Raw genomic sequence first — 18381 nt, forward strand, 5'->3', positions numbered from 1 at the left:
AACACTTAGAACATTTTCTTATACAACGCTTCAATATCTTCACGGCTTATTTCAGCCACTGTATTAGCAATATTGCCTGTAGCAACAACGTATACATTATCTACAAGCCAAGGAATGTCTTTTTTCATAAAACCTAGTTCTGTAAGGTTCGTTGTCAAATCTAATTCGTGCACAATTAAACGTAAGGCTTCACCTAGTTCGGAGCCATCGCCGTGGTTAAAGATACGAGCTAATGCACCGAATTTATCAGGGTTTGCACTCCATGTATATTCCACTACAACAGGTTCAATAATAGCAAGGCCTACACCATGGGTAATATCTTTAAGGCCACTGGCAGGGTGTTCCATACCATGGGCCAAGGTTACACCTGCCGTATTGATTACCATCCCACCAATGGTGCTAGCAAGGGTTACCGATTCCCAAGCTTTTGTGAGTTGTTTTTCGCTCAGAACGTCAGTTTTACCATCTGCAACGGCTTTCACATGTTTATATAGAGGTACGAGGTATTGTGCCAATAGCATGACTGCATAGTGAGACAAGGCATCTGTAAAAGGTTGCGCCGTTTTAGATGTATAGGCCTCGATGTTGTGGCATAGTGCATCAAAGCCTACAGATGCCAATACATGAGGTGGCATTGTACCCATTACAGCAGGGTCTACAATAGAAACCTTTGGCACAATAGCATTGCAGCGTAAGGATTTCTTATCACCTGTTTCAGAATTAGTAAGAACACCAAAACCGTTGCCTTCAGAGCCGGTACCACAAGTCGTGGGAATAACAATAAGAGGCAGCGCATTATCACTTGTTTTACGGTTGAAAATATAGTCGTTAATATCACCTTCATTCACCGCCATAAAGGCAATCCCTTTGGCACAGTCCATGATGGAACCACCGCCGATAGCAATAACCATATCACAGCTTTCAGATTTAGCTAACGCAGCGCCGTCTAAGGCTGTCGTGGTCAATGGATTGGCATCCACTTGATCAAACAATACATGGCCGATATGAGCCGCATCAAGCTTTGCTACCACTCGATCATATAAGCCAGATTTTTTAGCACTTGTACGACCAGTTACAATAAGTGCTTTCTTGCCATACGGTGCAGCAAAATCAGCAATATTATCTACTTTATTCCAACCAAATTGGATGTTTACAGGTAAAAAATAAGAGAATTCCATGTGACAACCTCTTTTCTTTGAAAACTAGTTCTTAATGTTATTGTAAAGGATATTTAAAAGCATGTAAAACCTCATAGGGCTTTCACCAGAAAACAGGTATACTAATAATAAGAGGGGATATTTATATTTATAGAGGGAGAGAACATCTATGAAATTTGCTATTAAACATGTATGGTCTTCGCTGCGGGACCTAGCAACGCAGTCGCCTATATTACTGGCATTGATTGCCGTATTTTCATGTACTCCGTTGTATATTGAACAAGATTGGTTTTCCGACATTGATCTTAAGCTTTACTCACTGTATTTCTTTATCGTTATATTACAAAGCTATATAACAAGAGCCCGAAAGTTTTCCATATTATATACCTTGGCAAGTATCGGAATCAGCATTGGCCTTTATATGCTTCACGAAACGTACGGCTATGTGCGGGGTATTGAACTGGCTACAGAAAATATATCGTACCTATGGCTGTACTCCATGATCGCCTTGTATTTCACATCGCCTGGTGAACACTACATCGGTGAAATCATTAACCGCATCAAGCGGATTGGCATCACCCTTGTTACGTCTACTTTATATAACATTGTTATCATCATGAGTTTATGGTTCTTCTTCATCATCGTGGACCAACCATTCAACTTTGAAGAAACCATTTTTAAGGTACTCGCATCCATTAACATATTCATTTGTCTATCTATGGTATGTTCTTACAAAGAGGATCCCGCAGGTCCTCCAACACCAAACTCATTTTTCACTGTTGTGTTCGGCATCATCTTGCCTAAGGCGTCCATTATTACAGGCATTCTAGCTAACATCTATTTGGTCTTGATTCTGTTAGGGCTTCGAGAGGATACGCGTTTCTTCTACACCTACTATCCATATGTAGCTATTTTTTACCTATTCTACTTGGCTAGCTTTAGAACTAGTGAAAGTAGCAGAACACAGCAAATCCTGTGCTTCTTGTTCATTACGTTAACTACATTGTGCTTAGCCCTTATCGGTAAGCGTGTTATTAATGAACCAATCCTCTGGCTCAATACAATTTACGTAAGTGCATTCAATCTAATCTTCTTAGTACACAATGTATATTCTCTGGTGAAAGGTTTAAAACCTTCTGTACACACAACCGTTATGGCTCTAGCCTTAGGTACTGTCCTTTTGACGCCATTCATAGGCTATACATCGTATCGTGAATTTGTGACCTATACTAAAGTCGATGGCGAATGGCATGCAAGCCTACCAATAGCTGCTACCTTTGACCCTAACTTCACGGACTACGGCACACCGTATGTACCTGTGGACGATCTAAAACTGCCAGATACAAATCCAGTAAATGGCAGACGCGTTGAATATATTAATTTTGATGCTTTGTCTGCACCAAAGGTTATTTCTATTGCAGGCTACGATAAATACATTGAAAACATTGAATTAATAGTCTATGAAAAAGACCTTAAGGAATATGAAGTAGAATCTGCCAACTTCGACTCCATCTCCTTCAAGTTCCTCAACAAAGGCCTTGATTTAGAGGTATCCCTACCAAATGGAGTAACAGAGGTCCATCACATTTATGATAAGTTCCTTACAGTTGATAAAACAGCTATCGATCCTGTCATTATAGAAGGCAATGGATATAAGCTATTGATTACGTCGTACTTCATAAACCAATTCGATACACGTAAACTTAAATTTAATGTACTTTATAATTAAGCATTTACTACAATATAGTAATAATTACAACATCATATATAAATATGACAAAAGCAGTACCCCACAGGGGGTACTGCTTTTATGCGTTAACTACGTTTTATATTTACTTGTTAGCTAAGCTTTATATTGGATTTGTTAGCTAAGCTTTATAAGAATATCATTAGCAAAATCTTGTGCTGCTTTAAAGTCTACTTCATTCGGATGTACTGCAGCTTGTTTATGACGTGCATCCCGATCAGCGGATTGACCGTGGCTATGCCCTTTAGGAAACATCTTATACATCATTTCGATAACCTTAGGATCTACCTTACCTTGGCAGATGAAGGTTCCTACAGGCTCTACGCCATCGGGTAAACAATTTGCTGCATTGATTAAACTTTCCTTAGCATGTGCCATTTGCGGTGGTACGCCAGCTGTTGCAAATAGAGCAATGTGAGAGTTATGCAATGTGCCTAGTACATCACGGGCTTCTTTATTAGCTGTCCCTTTATCCACCCAAAATCCTGCAAATACAAGATCATAGGATGATAGATCGGTTGGTAACTCTTTCATAGATACGCAAAGTGTATCTGCTGGCAATACGCTAGTAATAGCCTCTGCCACTTGTTTAGTATTTCCCGTAAGGGATGAATATATAACAATAGACTTCATGTCTTACCTCCTATTTACTATATATCTATTATAGGACATGTATGACATGCTTTTAATAAAATAAATCACAATAGTATATAGAACGGAATTTTATATACTGCCACGTACTATTTAACTATTCTCAAAAGAGATACATCATTCAAAATCATCATATATGCTCTTTATATAATACTTTCTAGCTTTTATAACTATATCGATAAATTTAAGCATACTATATTTATAAATTTCTAAATGTCAATATTGAATGTATAGAATTTTTTCGCTATAATCGTAACATAATGTATAAGCTTAATAGGAAAACTACAACATATAGTAGTTTTCTTATTTTTCTGATTAGACTTAACTTAAAGATATTTTATACTTTTCAGTCTAATCTTATATATGCTTAGATTAACAGTTTTATTACTTTTAAGACTCAAGGGGAACAGTAATGGAGATTATGATCAAGAAACGGGATGGCCATTTCGAGCCTTTATCCGTTGAAAAAACGAAACGTATGATTGCCTTCGCATGTTTGGGGTTAGATTCTTGTGATCCACTAGAATTGGAAATGGATGCGAAGTTACAATTCGTTGATGGCATGACAACTAAAGAAATTCAAAAAACTTTAGTACAAACAGCTATCGAAAAGGTTATCTCTAAAAAAGACGACGGTTTCGGCAACCAAGTTAATAAAATGAACCAAGATTGGCAGTTTGTAGCAGCTCGCCTCTTCTTGTTCGATCTCTATAAAGAAGCAGCTATCACTCGTCGTTATAAAGCATTCGGTTATGGCAACTTCCCAAATCTTGTACATATGCTTGTAGAAGAGAAAAAATACGCTGACTTCTTCGTTACAGAATATACAGCTGACGAATTGCAAGAGTTAGGCGATTACATCAAACCTAAACGAGATTACCTCTTCAACTATGAAGGCCTTAAATTATTAGCTGACCGTTACTTGGTAAAAGGCTTCAATAAAGAAATCTTTGAGTTACCTCAAGAACGTTTCATGGCTATCGCTATGCACTTGGCATTAGTAGAAGGCGAAAACAAAGTAAAATACGCTAAGAAATTCTACGATTTGATGAGCCAATTAAAAATGACAACAGCTACACCTACATTAGCAAATGCGGGCACACCATTCCATCAATTGTCCTCTTGCTTCATCTCTGGTGTAGATGACAACTTATGGTCCATTTACGACGTAAATAGCAAGTTCTCCCGCGTATCTAAACACGGTGGTGCTCTTGGTATCTACCTTGGTAAAGTTCGTGCATTGAACTCCGATATCCGCGGTTTCAAAAACTCCTCTGGTGGCGTTATTCCTTGGATTCGTTTATACAATGATACAGCTGTTGCCGTTGACCAATTAGGTAAACGTAAAGGCGGCGCTACCGTAACACTTGATATTTGGCACAAAGACTTCTACGAGTTCGTAGAGCTTCGTACTAATAATGGTGATGACCGTCGTAAAGCACACGATATCTTCCCTGCCATCTCCGTTCCAAACATCTTCATGGAACGCATGATCGGCCGTGAAAATTTCACCCTCTTCGACCCTCATGAAATCTTGGCTGTAAAAGGCTATGCTCTAGAGGACTTCTATGACACAGACGATAACAAAGAGTTCACGAAACGTTACCTTGAATGTGAACAAGATCCGAACTTACATGGCATCGAAGTACCAGCACTAGACATGATGAAAAAAATCATGCGCTCTGCTGTTGAAACTGGTACACCATTCATCTTCTTCCGCGATACTGTAAATGCTGCAAACCCAAACAAACATGCAGGTATGATTTACGCATCTAACTTGTGCCACGAAATCGCACAAAACGTTGGCTTCACAAACCTTGCTGAAGAAATTATCAACGAAGACGGCACTATCACTACAAAAACAAATACAGGCGATATGGTTACATGTAACTTGAATTCCATCAGTCTTGGTCGCATTTCTGACGAAGAATTAGAAGAAAATATTGCTCTTCAAATCCGCATGTTAGACAATGTTATTTCTATCAACCAGGCGCCAGTACCAGAGTCTCGTATGACATCTGATAAATACCGCGCTATCGGTCTTGGTACTTCTGGTTACCACCACTACCTTGTAAACCACGATATCCAATGGGAGTCCGATGAGCACATTGAAGTAGCGGACAAATTGTTCGAAAACATCGCGTACTATGCTATCAAAGCTTCCATGGAATTGGCGAAAGAAAAAGGTGCATACCCTGCATTCAAAGGTTCCGAATGGGAAAGTGGGGAATACTTCACACGTCGTGGCTACACATCCGATCGTTGGAAACAATTGGCTGCAGACGTTGCAAAATACGGCATCCGCAATGGTTATTTGATGGCCGTAGCTCCTACAGGTTCTACTTCCAACATTGCGAATACAACGGCTGGTATCGACCCTATCTTCAAAAAATTCTTCATCGAAGAAAAGAAAGGTTCTTTCACACCAAAAACTGCACCAGATTTGAACAACAAAACATTCTGGCTCTACAAAGAGGCGCATACAATCGACCAACAATGGTCCATCAAAGCTTGTGGCGTACGTCAACGTCATATTGACCAAGCACAATCTTTCAACTTGTATATCACACCTCAAATGAAAGCGAAAGAAATCCTAGATCTTTATGTTGAGGCCTACAAACAAGGTATCAAAACAATCTACTACATCCGCAACCAATCTCTTGAAATGGATGAGTGCACTAGCTGCTCCTCTTAATAGTTAAAAATATCATTGCTATATTTTACAAAAACTATACACTATAAGTAGAGAGCACTACACTTGGGAAAGATACTTTCACCAATACTATAAATCTGATGACGACCTATAGCAGTATAGGTCGCATCGTTGTATAAAGGAGTCCTACTATGGATAAAAAACTGATTTTCAACGAACATGGTGACCGTGGCACCCAATCTATGATTGGTGGCAATACCACAAACCTTCGCGAATGGAACCGTATCAAGTACGACTGGGCAAACCAAATGTACCGTACGATGCTCAACAACTTCTGGATTCCTGAAGAGATTTCCTTGAACGAAGACGTTAAGCAATTCCCATACTTAACAGATTACGAACGCCGTGCATTTGACAAAATCATTGCGTTCTTGAACTTCCTTGATTCTATTCAATCCGAAAACTTGCCTAACTTGAGCCGCTATATTACAGCCTCTGAAGTGGCATCTTTACTAAATATTCAAGCATTCCAAGAAGAAATTCACGCTCAAAGTTATTCATACATTTTGGACACTGTAACGAATCCTATTACACGTGACAAAATCTATGACGAATGGCGTACAGATAAAACATTACTTGCTCGTAACCGCTTCATCGCTGATGCATACCAACGTTTCAGCGACGATCCTAGCGAAGCAAACCTTATTCATACAATCATTGCTAACTATATCTTAGAAGGTATCTACTTCTACTCTGGTTTTAGCTTCTTCTACACATTGGCACGCCAAGGTAAAATGACAGCTACATCTACTATTTTCAAATATATCAACCGCGACGAAGTAACTCACCTTGTGTTATTCCAAAACATCATCCGCGAGTTACGCCGTGAACGCCCTGATTTATTCACACCAGAACTAGAGGAAAAAATCACCGACATGATTCGCCAAGGTACAGAGAACGAAATCGCTTGGGGCCAATACATCACTGATGATAAAATCCTCGGTCTTAACAATGTTCTTATTGAACGCTACATCAAATACCTTGCAAACATCCGCTTAGAAGCAATCGGCTTGCCTCATCTATACCCTGAAATCAAGGACAATCCAATGGAATGGATTGAAAGCTTCTCCAACTTGAATAGCACAAAAACTGACTTCTTCGAAGCAAAAGTTACAAACTATACAAAAGCAGCGGCATTTGATTTCGATGATTTAGAATAATAAAAAAATGATAAAAGAAAAAGTGATTCTCACGATGGGAGAATCACTTTTTTCATTATAAAGGTTATTCAGTTAATAACGGTTAGCCAGCTGTATATGGGCCGAATCGACCTGCAAATAGATAGGAACCCATTTTACCAAGTTTGGCAGCAAAGATAGAAGCTACGATACCTAAAATAATCATAATCCATGCGTTATCAGCATTTACACCATTAGCAATAGCGATGTAGGCTTGTGCACAGGAAAGAATAAAGTAGATAACTGTTAAGTAAATCTTTGCTTTAGGAATTTTAGATGTTCCTGTTTTGTAACGTAATTTACTACCAATATAACCAGAAATACCACCAATAATAACGAGAAGTGGTAAAATCATTGCTACTAATGTAATGGCAGGGAATAATACATTTGCAATAGATGGAATCAACAATGCAATAACAGGTACTAAGAAAGAAGCTGCTGTTGCTGCGATTGGGAAATGTACCGCAATTGGATGTAAATGAAGATCTAGCAATTTTTCACGTTTTGTATCAATGCGACGTGGCTTGTAATCCATCCAAACTGTTGGAGGAAAACCACATGTTGGACAAGGTTGATCCCTGTACTTAGCATCCTCAATATATCCACATACACGGCAAATTATCCATTCGGTACCTTGTTCAGGTGTTGATTTAGCTGCGGTAGAACTTGTTGCTGCCGTAGCTGCTTTTTGTTCTGCTGTCATAATGAAATCTCCTTACTTAAGAAATTCTATATAATTAAATAATGATTATTATTTAATTATATTATACCATAATTCACTAAGTAAAAAGTAAAATTTATATACTTATCAAAAAATTAAATATATCGTAGTGCTAACATACCTATAATCAAAGGTAGCGGTATTTGATTTCCATAAATTAGAATAATAAGAAAAAAGATACCCAATCCAGATCTTTGAATTAGGTATCTTTTTATCGTTTATATTTAGAAATAGTCCCCAACGCCACCCTCGTTTGTACAGTTGACACGTGGTAATACATTGTAAATTGTATCAATACATTTGTGCGCAAATAGGCCTACACTGTAGATTTTTATTCGCCCCATGAATGTATTCATCAAACGCTTGGTAAAAGCAAAATTTTTGTGTCCACCCTGTTTCAAACTACCAACTATATAGATATTAGCTTTCAATCAATTCGGTGGTCCAGTTAGCAGACTGCAATAGATTGTCTAATAAACGAACTTGTTTTGCGATGCGATCAGCTTCTTTTTGGATATCTCTGACATTGACGGTCGGGATTAATTTGATTTCAGACCCTCTCGCACGAAAATTGATACTACCTGCGCTAGACGCCAATGTCCGATAAGCACTTAGACGCAATGCAGCACTATCTTTTTCCGCAATAATTTCAGTAATAGAACGACCTTCTACAATAGTTTTGCAATTTGTTAAATTAATATGTGCAATTAACTTTTGTAGTCTAGTTACACATTGATCTAATGTTTTTAAAAGCTCTTCAGGGTTCTCATTCGGTGCTTCCCCTTCTTGCACTAAACTATTTTGAGTCAAACGAAGCTCTAAATCACTAATTTTATAATTCAAATCAGATCGCTCTTGTAATGCTTCTGCTAGTTTCATAAACTCTCACCTCATATTTTAAAATATATGGATATTAATATACTGACTGAACTAATACAAACTATTATATTTAGTATCTAGTTTCTTATAATACTTTCCGCATCATCACATGTGGACAGCCTTCATCAAGGTATTCCTCGCCTTCTGCCTTATAGCCAAGAGATTCGTAGAATGCTTTTGCCTGTACTTGCGCTGATAAGGAGCAGGTCTTAAATCCATCGCGGCGAATGCCGTTTTCTGCGGCCATCATAATCTTAGTACCTAGATGTTGTCCACGATACAACTTACGCACCGCCATACGGCCAATATGGGCATCACCTTCTTCGTTACTTGGGAAATAGCGACATGTACCTGCTGGCTTACCATCTATGGATAAAAGTACAAACTTTGCAGTCTCATCGATTTCATCGAACTCGTCTTCAAAACCCTGTTCCTTCATAAACACATCGATACGAATTTGTTTTATTTCATCAGTTATATGATCTAAGATTTGAATAATCATAGGTAACCCTTTCGCAGAATAAGTATATTTATAAAAATCGATTTAAGCTTATTACGAAACATAATATAAACACTGAAAACTTCTTATTTTTATTATATCAAAAACACGCTTAATTCCAACAAACATCTTAAATTCTATTAATTCCCACAGCCAAAATATTTTAAAACTTCTATGAAATTTAATTTTAAGTATTGCATAATCTTATCATTTGGGTTTATACTATACCCAACATTTTAGAAAGGAGCAACCAAAGATGACTAACCAAATTAGCCTCGCTACAAAACAATACTTTTATTGGTTCTTTATCCAACGTACGGGTAAGGAACTATTTGTGGTACGCTAATTAAGATTGAGTCATTATTAGTTGCTTAGAATAGTAAAAGGGCTGCCCGTATTAAACTACGGGTAGCCCTTTTTTGTTTGCTATCCCGTATGGTAAGCCCTACTATTCACTGTAGTTATAAGGAGGAATTATCATGATTATTACATTGAAACAAAACGCAGCAGAAACAGAAGTATCTCGTTTACGCAGTGAATTAGAGGAAAAAGGCTTCATTATCCATCCTGTAGAAGGTGCACGCTATAATATTTTAGGTCTTATCGGAGACACAGCATCCCTCGATGCTCGTCAAATCGAGTCCCTTGATTTCGTAGATAAAGTAACTCGTATCCAAGAACCATACAAAAAAGCAAACCGTAAATTCCATCCAGACGATTCTGTAATCAACGTAGGTGGTGTATTGATCGGTGGTGGTCACTTCGCAGTAATGGCTGGCCCTTGCTCCGTAGAAACACCTGAACAAGTATTAGAAACTGCTAAAGCTTGTAAAGAAGCTGGCGCTACAATTCTTCGTGGCGGCGCTTTCAAACCTCGTACATCCCCATACTCCTTCCAAGGCATGGGCCCAGAAGGCTTAGAATTATTAGAGCTTGCTAAAAAAGAAACAGGTCTTCCTATCGTATCTGAAGTTATGGATATTTCCCAATTACAGTACTTCGATAACGTAGATATGCTTCAAATCGGCGCTCGTAACATGCAAAACTTCACACTTTTAAAAGAAGTAGGTAAATTAAACAAACCAGTTCTTTTAAAACGTGGTTTATCTGCTACATACGAAGAATGGTTGATGGCTGCTGAATACATCATGTCTGAAGGCAATGAACAAGTTGTATTATGTGAACGTGGTATCCGCACATTCGAAACTAAAACGCGTAATACATTAGACGTAACAGCAATTCCTATGATGCACGAATTATCTCACTTGCCAATCATCATGGACCCTAGCCACGCTGCTGGTATGAGTCGTATGGTTCGCCCACTTTCCCTTGCATCCGTAGGTGGCGGTGCAGACGGCCTTATGATCGAAGTTCACAACGATCCATCCAAAGCATTATGCGACGGCCCTCAAGCATTACGTCCAGACCAATTCACTAGCCTTATGAAAGAAGTTATCGCATTGCGCCAAGCATTGGTAGAATGCACTAAATAATCTCACATACCACACAAATAAGCTAGTATCCGTTATAATAGATACTAGCTTATTCTTTTAAGAAAGGAACCGTTATGACTCGCATTCATATTAACGCCTCCACACCGTATGACGTCGTCATCGAGGAAGGCGCTTTACAACGCATCACCGATTATATTAAACCGTTAAAACCAAATTGCCGTGTTATCATCGTCAGCGACAGCAATGTGGCACTGCACTATTTGGATTCTGTGAAAGCTAATATGGAACATGCGGGTTATACTGTTTGTGATTATGTATTCCCTGCTGGTGAAAGCTCCAAAAACGCTCATCAACTCATCGATTTAGTGGAGTACATGGCGGCCCAATCATTAACACGCAAAGACCTTCTCATTGCCCTTGGAGGCGGCGTAGTAGGTGATATGGCAGGCTTTGCAGCAGCTACCTATCTACGTGGGATCGATTATGTACAGGTGCCTACCTCTCTTTTAGCCGCTGTAGACTCCTCTGTAGGCGGTAAAACGGCGGTCAATCTAGAAGCAGGTAAAAACTTGTGGGGTGCTTTCAAACAACCTATCCTTGTCCTCTGTGATCCTACAACACTTAACACCTTGCCAGACATGGAGTGGAAAAATGGATGCGGAGAAATTATTAAATATGGTTTCCTTGATGTACCAGGGTTATTAACCCAACTCGAGCATAAGCCATTAATAAAGCATCGTGATAGCGTTAGTGCCGTTATCGCTCGTTGTGTTCAAGCAAAGGCGGATATCGTAGAGCAAGACGAACGTGAATCTGGTGTTCGTGCCCTCTTAAACCTCGGTCATACCTTTGGTCATGGTATTGAAAAAGCGAGCCACTTTGAAGTCCACCATGGCTACGCCGTTGCTATTGGCATGGTCCTTATGGCGCAAGGTGCTGTCAAACATGGAGAGTTAGATAAAGTGGCGTTAGAAAAATTAAAGGCTCTCATCGAAGCACACGATTTGCCAACTACTATGACCATACCAAAAGAAGAAATCCTGGCAGCTGCTAAACATGATAAAAAAAGCGAAGGTGCTACTATAAAAATCGTTATTCCTACTAGTTATGGTCATAGCGAGCTCAAGGTTGTCACCCACGAAGAGTTAGCAACCTATCTTGATTAAGATAACTTATCTATTACGATTAAGTTATCTAAGGTTTCTAGTACCTACAACCTACATAATTGTTATTTGTAATATAAGGTTTACCTAATATTTAAAGGAGATTTATATGCATTCCGTAACGAACGCCATTCCTACAGGAACGATTGCGTCCATCCCAGCAAAAGCACATGCACACCGCGCATTAATTTGTGCAGCCCTTGCTAACTCTCCATCTACTATACTATTGAGCCGTACCTCTAAAGACATCGATGCTACTATGGACTCCTTGCGAGGCTTAGGTGCTCACGTAATATATAAAAATAATATTGTCACTGTTACACCAGGGCCTGTCCCAGCAAAGGGCAATGTAGTACCTCACGAATCAGGTACTACATTACGGCTCTTATTACCTGTAGCCGCATCCATCTGTAACGATGTAGACGTAGATGCGAAAGGTCGTTTACCAGATCGCCCTCTCGAACCTATGCTAGGCGAAATGAAAGCGCATGGCGTAACATTCTCCCAGGATAAACCACCTTTTACTATGACAGGACGTCTCCAAGGTGGTAATTTTTCCATGGTAGGAGATGTGAGTAGCCAATTTTTCTCTGGCTTATTGTTGGCGGCTCCACAAATTGGCTTGTCCACCATCACCTCTACTACACCATTACAATCTAGTGATTATGTAACATTGACGACTGAAACAATGCGTGATTTTGGCGTAGAGGTAGAACATACCTTGCCAGACGCAAACATTAATGAGGCTTTTACAGTTCCATTTGGGGCCTCCTTCATAGGCCGTGATAATTACCAAATCGAAGGCGATTGGTCCAATGCCGCCATTTGGATGGTAGCAGCTGGCATGACGGGCAAACCAATTACCATTACGGGCATGAACAAGAATTCCGTACAAGCTGACCGCCGCATCATGCAAGTCATGATTGATGCAGGTTGTGATGTAGCATGGGATGGTATGAATGTAACGGTTACAGGCCGAGCGTCAAAACCAATTCATGTAGATCTTGAGCAAATGCCAGATATGTTACCAGTTATGGCTGCTCTTGCATGCTCTATTTCTGGTGAAAGTTCCTTTATTAAGGGTGCTCGCCTACGTTTAAAAGAATCTGATCGTCTTGTAGCTGTTGCCAATCTCGTAAGAGATCTAGGCGGCACGGTGCGTGAAGACGGCGATGACCTATATATCATCGGTAGTGGTATACTTAAAGGTGGACAAGGCGATTGCGTGAATGACCATCGCCTCGTTATGGCAGGCACATTGATGGCCCTCATCAGTGAAAATCCTGTTACGTTAAAAGATAGCGAAGCTATCACAAAATCCTATCCAGACTTCTTTGAGGACTGGAATTTACTTGGCGGTAATGCACAACCGTTATAAATTGCAAACCATATCCGATGTGCTTTAATAGATAAGAATAGTAGTACGTACTATATAGTAGGAGTTAATATAATGGCATCTAATTTTGGTAAAACCATACAGGTATCTACCTTTGGCGCCTCTCATGGATACGCTATCGGCGGTATCGTAGAAGGCCTACCTTGTGGACATACCATCGATATCGATGAGTTAAAAGCCTTTTTAAAGCGCCGTGCGCCAGGGCAAAATCAATTAACAACACAGCGTAAGGAAGCCGATGTGCCTGAATTTTTAGCAGGTATTGTAGACGGCATGCTCAGTGGTTCTCCATTGGCATTTATGATCCGCAACACATCTCAACACTCTAGCGATTATAATAACTTACGCGATATCCCTCGCCCCTCTCATGCAGATTTTACAGCTCGTATGCGCTACGGTGACAAGGTAGATATGCGTGGTGGCGGTCACTTCTCAGCACGCCTTACAGCACCACTTTGCGTAGCTGGTGGCATCGCCCTTCAACTATTACGCGAAAAAGGCATCGAAATCCACGGCCATTTAAAACAAGTGGAAACCATCCAAGATGCTCCTATCGATATGGTTCATCCAGATATGAAAGCACTTGGTACTATCTCGACAGAGCCAATTGCTATGCTCGATGCAGATAAACGCACTGAAGTAGAAAACCTTGTAATGAACCTCAAAAAAGATGGGGACTCTACAGGTGGCATCGTTGAAGTCGTTGCTACAGGTCTACCAATTGGCCTTGGCAATCCAAACTTTGACGGCATCGAAAACCGTTTAGCTCGCGTTATCTTTGGTGTACCAGCCATTAAAGGCATCTCCTTTGGCGGTGGCTTTGACATGTGTGCTAAGCTTGGTTCCGAAGTGAATGACGCTTTCACCATAGACGGCGACAAGATTACAACGATAACGAATAATAGCGGTGGCGTCCAAGGTGGTATTACCAATGGTTTACCACTTGTTATGCAAGTGGGTATCAAGCCAACTCCATCCATTTATAAAGAACAACATTCTGTATCACTTTCTCAAAAAGAGGACACATTGCTCACCATTCAAGGTCGTCACGACCCATGCGTGGCTCTTCGTGCAGTGCCTGTTATCGAAGCTGTTACGGCCCTTGTTATTCTTGATTTCTTAGGAGATATTGACCATGAACTTAGATGAAGTACGCGTTAAAATTAACGATATAAACGACCAAATGCTCGCCCTCTTCAAAGAGCGCATGGAACTCTCCAAGGATGTTGCGGCAGCGAAAAAAGAAATGAACAAGGCTATTTACGATGCCAAACGGGAACGAGATATCCTCGATAAAGTAACTCGAGATGCAGGCCCAGACCTCGACCTATACGCACGCCGTTTCTTCGAAGCATTATTTAGCTTGAGCCGTACGTATCAGTCTGAACAATTATTCCAAGATAATGAGTTCACAGTAAAAATGAAAAAAGCCATTGAGCAGTCCCCTACCTTACCTCCACAACGTGGCAGCGTAGCTTGTGCTGGCGTCTTCGGTAGCAATGCCCAAGTAGCGTGCGATAAATTATTACCACTCAGCCAAATTCACTATGTAACAGGATTCCGTGCCGTATTCGACGCTGTTGAGTCTGGAGAATGTCAATTCGGCGTATTACCTATCGAAAACAGCTCCAATGGTTCTGTAAAAGAAGTGTATGACCTTCTAGAAGATCGTAAATGCTATATCGTGCGCGGTACACGCCTTTGGATTTCCCACGACTTGCTAGTAAAAAAAGGTACGAAATTAGAAGATATTCATACTATCATCTCCCATCCTCAGGCGTTGGGCCAATGTAGCCACTTCCTAGATACATTAGAAGGCGTAGAGTTGCGTTCCTTCGACAACACAGCTCGTGCAGCACAAATGGTGGCAGCCAGTGATGATCCAGGCGTAGCAGCTATTGCAGCACCGCAATGTGCAGACTTGTATAACTTGTCTCCATTGATGCGCAATATCCAAAATAGCGATAACAACTATACGCGCTTTATTTGCATTAGCAAGGACTTCCATGTGTACCCAGGAGCTAATAAAATCTCGGTGGTAACCACAGCAAGCCACGCTCCAGGTGGGCTTGGTACATTACTTACCAAGTTTGCTAATATCGGCGTAAATCTAACAAAACTCGAATCTCGCCCTATCGTAGGCCATAACTTTGAGTTCTTGTTCTACCTCGATTTAGAAGCATCCTTAGCAGATCCAAAGGTATTATCTGTTCTAGCAGAGCTTCATACATCACAAGATAAGTTCCGCTTGCTCGGTAATTACCCTGAAAACTAATATATTCATTCCTACTAGTCCCTATTAGGGCATATATAGTACAATGAATATAGTTATAAAACTCCAATGGCTAATAGGTACCAGCCTATTAGCCATTCTATGTATATTGACCTAGGAGGTCCTATGAAATTTGGTTTACTTGGCCGTACGTTGGGCCATAGCTTTTCCCCTCACATTCATAGTGTGTTAGGAAATACTAATTACGAATTATTTGAACGAGAACCGAGCCAACTACAAGAGTTCTTTGATGATCAGGAATTACAAGGCATCAATATTACCTTCCCTTACAAGGTAAATGCTCTTGAGGCTTGTGATGTAGTTGACCCTCGTGCAGAGCGCATTGGCTGTGTAAATACGATGGTTCGCAAAGACGGTAAATGGCATGGCTATAATACAGACTATGATGGCTTTGTATTTACCCTACAACATGCTGGCATCGATGTAGCTGGCAAGGAATGTATCATTCTAGGCGATGGTGCTTCCTCTGCTACAGTTCACGTAGCACTTGAGGATTTAGGTGCTAAGAGTATCACTCATTTATCTCGTAAAACAGCTCCGTTCTACGATGATGCACCTAATTACTACGAAACAGCACAGATTATTATTAACTGTACACCTATCGGTATGTATCCTCATAATCCGGCTAACCTTATCGATATTACTCAGTTTTCTAAATTAGAAGGCGTTGTAGATCTCATCTACAATCCACGCCGTACGATTTTGCTTTTACAAGCAGAAATGATGGAAATTCCGCATTGTGATGGCTTGCCATTCCTCGTGGCGCAAGGCGTTGAGGCGGCTAACCATTTCCAAGGTGAAAGCTTTGGTACAAAGGAAATCGAACAAATCCTACGAGATATGCGTCGTGAAAAGGAAAATATCATTCTCATCGGCATGCCTGGTGTAGGTAAAACAACTGTTGGTAAAGCCCTTGGAGAAGAAATGGGCCGCACTTGCGTTGATGTGGATCAAGAACTAGAAAAAGAAATCGGTGATATCTCTGCCTATATTACAGAACAAGGGGAACCGGCCTTCCGTGAAAAAGAGGCGGAAATGATTGCGAAACTCGGCACTCAAACAGGCCTCGTTATCTCCACTGGCGGTGGCTGTGTAACAGTGCCTAAAAACTACGCACACCTACGCCAAAATGGTCGCATTTACCAATTAACACAACCAGTAGAAAACCTATCTACCTCCGGTCGTGTACTTTCTAGTGGCGGCATCGAACGCTTACGCGAACTGGAAGCAACTCGCACACCAATGTATGAAAGCTTTGCGCAATGCATCGTAGAACATAATCGCAATGCACCAGAAACAGTAGCAGCTATCCTAGAAGACTTTGAAGCAAACTTATTGTAAGAGCATTTACATCTGTATTTCTAGATAAAACTAAAACTCATATCATGACATCAATGATATAAACTGAAAAGCAGTAGCTATCCTAAAGATAACTACTGCTTTTTTATGTGTCCTATGTATTATATATATTTGAAAAAGCTACCATTTGCAATTACAATGTAATTACATTTAAAATTCAAAAAACTTAAATACATTTTACTATAAAATCAGCTCTATAACCGAAACATTACAGACACAAAGAAAAAGAATACTAGGAGAGATACTATGAAAACTGTAAACCTACAAGTCCGCATCAACGAAGATTTAAAACAAGAAGTATCTAGCATATTAAAAGCACAAGGTCTATCCTATACCTCCATGCTTGACGCACTATTTCGTCAAATCATTAAAGAACGTCGCATTCCGTTTGCCATTGCATTACCAACGGCACCGATAGATGAAAGACCTACACCAAGCACGATCAACAACGGCACCTATGAACAACCACAAACTACATTAAAAGCCTCGGATACTACAAGTACATATGGAGCCAGTCCGTCAAATGAGATAGACATAGCCTTCGACACAATCGATAAAACAGGTGTTCTTAACATCCGCATTAATCCTAAAGTAAAGACACTTACTACGGCAATCCTAAAAGAAATGGGATTAACCATATCATTATTGATTACACTAATCTCCAAACAAATACAGTTTTTAAAAGCAATTCCTAATTCGGTAAACAAGCCAATTGCTTGTGACTCTATGAATGCAGACTTTCTTACTGACGAAGAAATCAATCAACTACTAGAGTTGTCATATATAGATATGGAACAAGGTAACTTAATTTCAGCTGAAGATCTTTTTGAGCAACTAAAGAAAGAAGGTCTTCTTTTATGAGCTATAAAGTTTTATTTAGTAAACTTGCTGAAAAAGAAGTGAAAAATATCATTATAAATTTAAAAGAATTTACTCAAGATTTGAATCTAATTCAACAACGACAAGCCGAAATTCGGAATGCAGTCTTTTCACTTGATATTTTCCCTGAACGATATCCTATATATAAGACTAATAATGGAATATATTATTTTCGAAAAATGGTGACTAAACATTATATTATCTTATACTCTATAAAAAATAAAACTGTAATAATTAAGAAAGTACTAACGCAAGGTATGAGTATATAAAAAGTCGGCTCTCGCCGACTTTT

Annotated in this window: 16 protein-coding genes; 11 read left to right on the plus strand and 5 right to left on the minus strand. The window is 39.8% G+C overall.

Annotated features, from left to right (window positions below; all coding sequences use genetic code 11):
* Nucleotides 1–5: 5 nt before the first annotated feature.
* Nucleotides 6–1178, minus strand: a complete 1173-nt coding sequence (locus tag VCHSUH03_RS00155; protein WP_105093615.1) for an iron-containing alcohol dehydrogenase — start codon at nucleotides 1176–1178, stop codon at nucleotides 6–8.
* 148 nt (nucleotides 1179–1326) lie between these two features.
* Between VCHSUH03_RS00155 and VCHSUH03_RS00160 the strand changes: the two genes are divergently transcribed.
* Nucleotides 1327–2886: a hypothetical protein gene (locus VCHSUH03_RS00160; RefSeq protein WP_105093616.1), complete on the plus strand. Its 1560-nt coding sequence runs from the start codon at nucleotides 1327–1329 to the stop codon at nucleotides 2884–2886.
* 135 nt (nucleotides 2887–3021) lie between these two features.
* Here VCHSUH03_RS00160 and VCHSUH03_RS00165 read toward each other — a convergent pair whose 3' ends face one another.
* Nucleotides 3022–3537, minus strand: coding sequence for a flavodoxin family protein (locus tag VCHSUH03_RS00165; RefSeq protein WP_105093617.1), 516 nt, complete (start codon nucleotides 3535–3537; stop codon nucleotides 3022–3024).
* Nucleotides 3538–3967: 430 nt separating this feature from the next.
* Between VCHSUH03_RS00165 and VCHSUH03_RS00170 the strand changes: the two genes are divergently transcribed.
* Both VCHSUH03_RS00170 and VCHSUH03_RS00175 read left to right on the plus strand, forming a co-directional pair.
* Nucleotides 3968–6250: a ribonucleoside-diphosphate reductase subunit alpha gene (locus VCHSUH03_RS00170; RefSeq protein ID WP_105093618.1), complete on the plus strand. Its 2283-nt coding sequence runs from the start codon at nucleotides 3968–3970 to the stop codon at nucleotides 6248–6250.
* Between the two features lie 149 nt (nucleotides 6251–6399).
* A complete protein-coding gene (locus VCHSUH03_RS00175) occupies nucleotides 6400–7428 on the plus strand; it encodes a ribonucleotide-diphosphate reductase subunit beta (RefSeq protein ID WP_105093619.1) in 1029 nt (342 codons plus the stop codon).
* 82 nt (nucleotides 7429–7510) lie between these two features.
* Here VCHSUH03_RS00175 and VCHSUH03_RS00180 read toward each other — a convergent pair whose 3' ends face one another.
* From VCHSUH03_RS00180 to VCHSUH03_RS00190, 3 genes are all read right to left on the minus strand, one after another.
* Nucleotides 7511–8149 (minus strand): hypothetical protein, encoded by a 639-nt coding sequence (locus VCHSUH03_RS00180; protein ID WP_105093620.1) that lies wholly within the window; start codon nucleotides 8147–8149, stop codon nucleotides 7511–7513.
* Nucleotides 8150–8587: 438 nt separating this feature from the next.
* Entirely contained in the window at nucleotides 8588–9046 is a 459-nt protein-coding gene (locus VCHSUH03_RS00185) for a DIP1984 family protein (RefSeq protein WP_105093621.1), read from the minus strand.
* An 85-nt stretch (nucleotides 9047–9131) separates the two neighbouring features.
* The gene (locus VCHSUH03_RS00190) at nucleotides 9132–9548 is read right to left on the minus strand and encodes a GNAT family N-acetyltransferase (protein WP_105093622.1); all 417 of its coding nucleotides are present in this window, start codon (nucleotides 9546–9548) and stop codon (nucleotides 9132–9134) included.
* Between the two features lie 476 nt (nucleotides 9549–10024).
* On the opposite strand from VCHSUH03_RS00190, the gene aroF reads away from it, so the two are divergent.
* The 8 genes from aroF to VCHSUH03_RS00230 all read left to right on the plus strand — a co-directional run bounded on the left by aroF (nucleotide 10025) and on the right by VCHSUH03_RS00230 (nucleotide 18358).
* Nucleotides 10025–11038 carry a 3-deoxy-7-phosphoheptulonate synthase gene (gene aroF, locus VCHSUH03_RS00195; RefSeq protein ID WP_105085021.1) on the plus strand — a complete coding sequence of 338 codons (1014 nt, stop codon included), beginning with the start codon at nucleotides 10025–10027 and terminating at the stop codon, nucleotides 11036–11038.
* 74 nt (nucleotides 11039–11112) lie between these two features.
* A complete protein-coding gene (aroB, locus tag VCHSUH03_RS00200) occupies nucleotides 11113–12165 on the plus strand; it encodes a 3-dehydroquinate synthase (protein ID WP_105093623.1) in 1053 nt (350 codons plus the stop codon).
* Between the two features lie 106 nt (nucleotides 12166–12271).
* Nucleotides 12272–13540 (plus strand): 3-phosphoshikimate 1-carboxyvinyltransferase, encoded by a 1269-nt coding sequence (aroA, locus tag VCHSUH03_RS00205; protein WP_105093624.1) that lies wholly within the window; start codon nucleotides 12272–12274, stop codon nucleotides 13538–13540.
* A 72-nt stretch (nucleotides 13541–13612) separates the two neighbouring features.
* Complete coding sequence (aroC, locus tag VCHSUH03_RS00210) at nucleotides 13613–14707, plus strand: chorismate synthase (RefSeq protein ID WP_105093625.1); 1095 nt, start codon at nucleotides 13613–13615, stop codon at nucleotides 14705–14707.
* Nucleotides 14694–15833 carry a bifunctional chorismate mutase/prephenate dehydratase gene (locus VCHSUH03_RS00215; protein ID WP_105093626.1) on the plus strand — a complete coding sequence of 380 codons (1140 nt, stop codon included), beginning with the start codon at nucleotides 14694–14696 and terminating at the stop codon, nucleotides 15831–15833. The genes aroC and VCHSUH03_RS00215 overlap by 14 nt, the downstream gene beginning before the upstream one ends.
* Nucleotides 15834–15956: 123 nt before the next feature.
* Entirely contained in the window at nucleotides 15957–17192 is a 1236-nt protein-coding gene (locus VCHSUH03_RS00220; RefSeq protein ID WP_105093627.1) for a shikimate kinase, read from the plus strand.
* A 264-nt stretch (nucleotides 17193–17456) separates the two neighbouring features.
* A complete protein-coding gene (locus VCHSUH03_RS00225; protein ID WP_105093628.1) occupies nucleotides 17457–18071 on the plus strand; it encodes a type II toxin-antitoxin system RelB/DinJ family antitoxin in 615 nt (204 codons plus the stop codon).
* Nucleotides 18068–18358 carry a type II toxin-antitoxin system RelE/ParE family toxin gene (locus VCHSUH03_RS00230; RefSeq protein WP_105093629.1) on the plus strand — a complete coding sequence of 97 codons (291 nt, stop codon included), beginning with the start codon at nucleotides 18068–18070 and terminating at the stop codon, nucleotides 18356–18358. The genes VCHSUH03_RS00225 and VCHSUH03_RS00230 overlap by 4 nt, the downstream gene beginning before the upstream one ends.
* The last annotated feature ends 23 nt before the right edge of the window (nucleotides 18359–18381 follow it).

Origin of the sequence: Veillonella infantium (assembly GCF_002959895.1) — a bacterium.
In the GTDB taxonomy this organism is placed as follows: Bacteria; Bacillota; Negativicutes; order Veillonellales; family Veillonellaceae; genus Veillonella; species Veillonella infantium.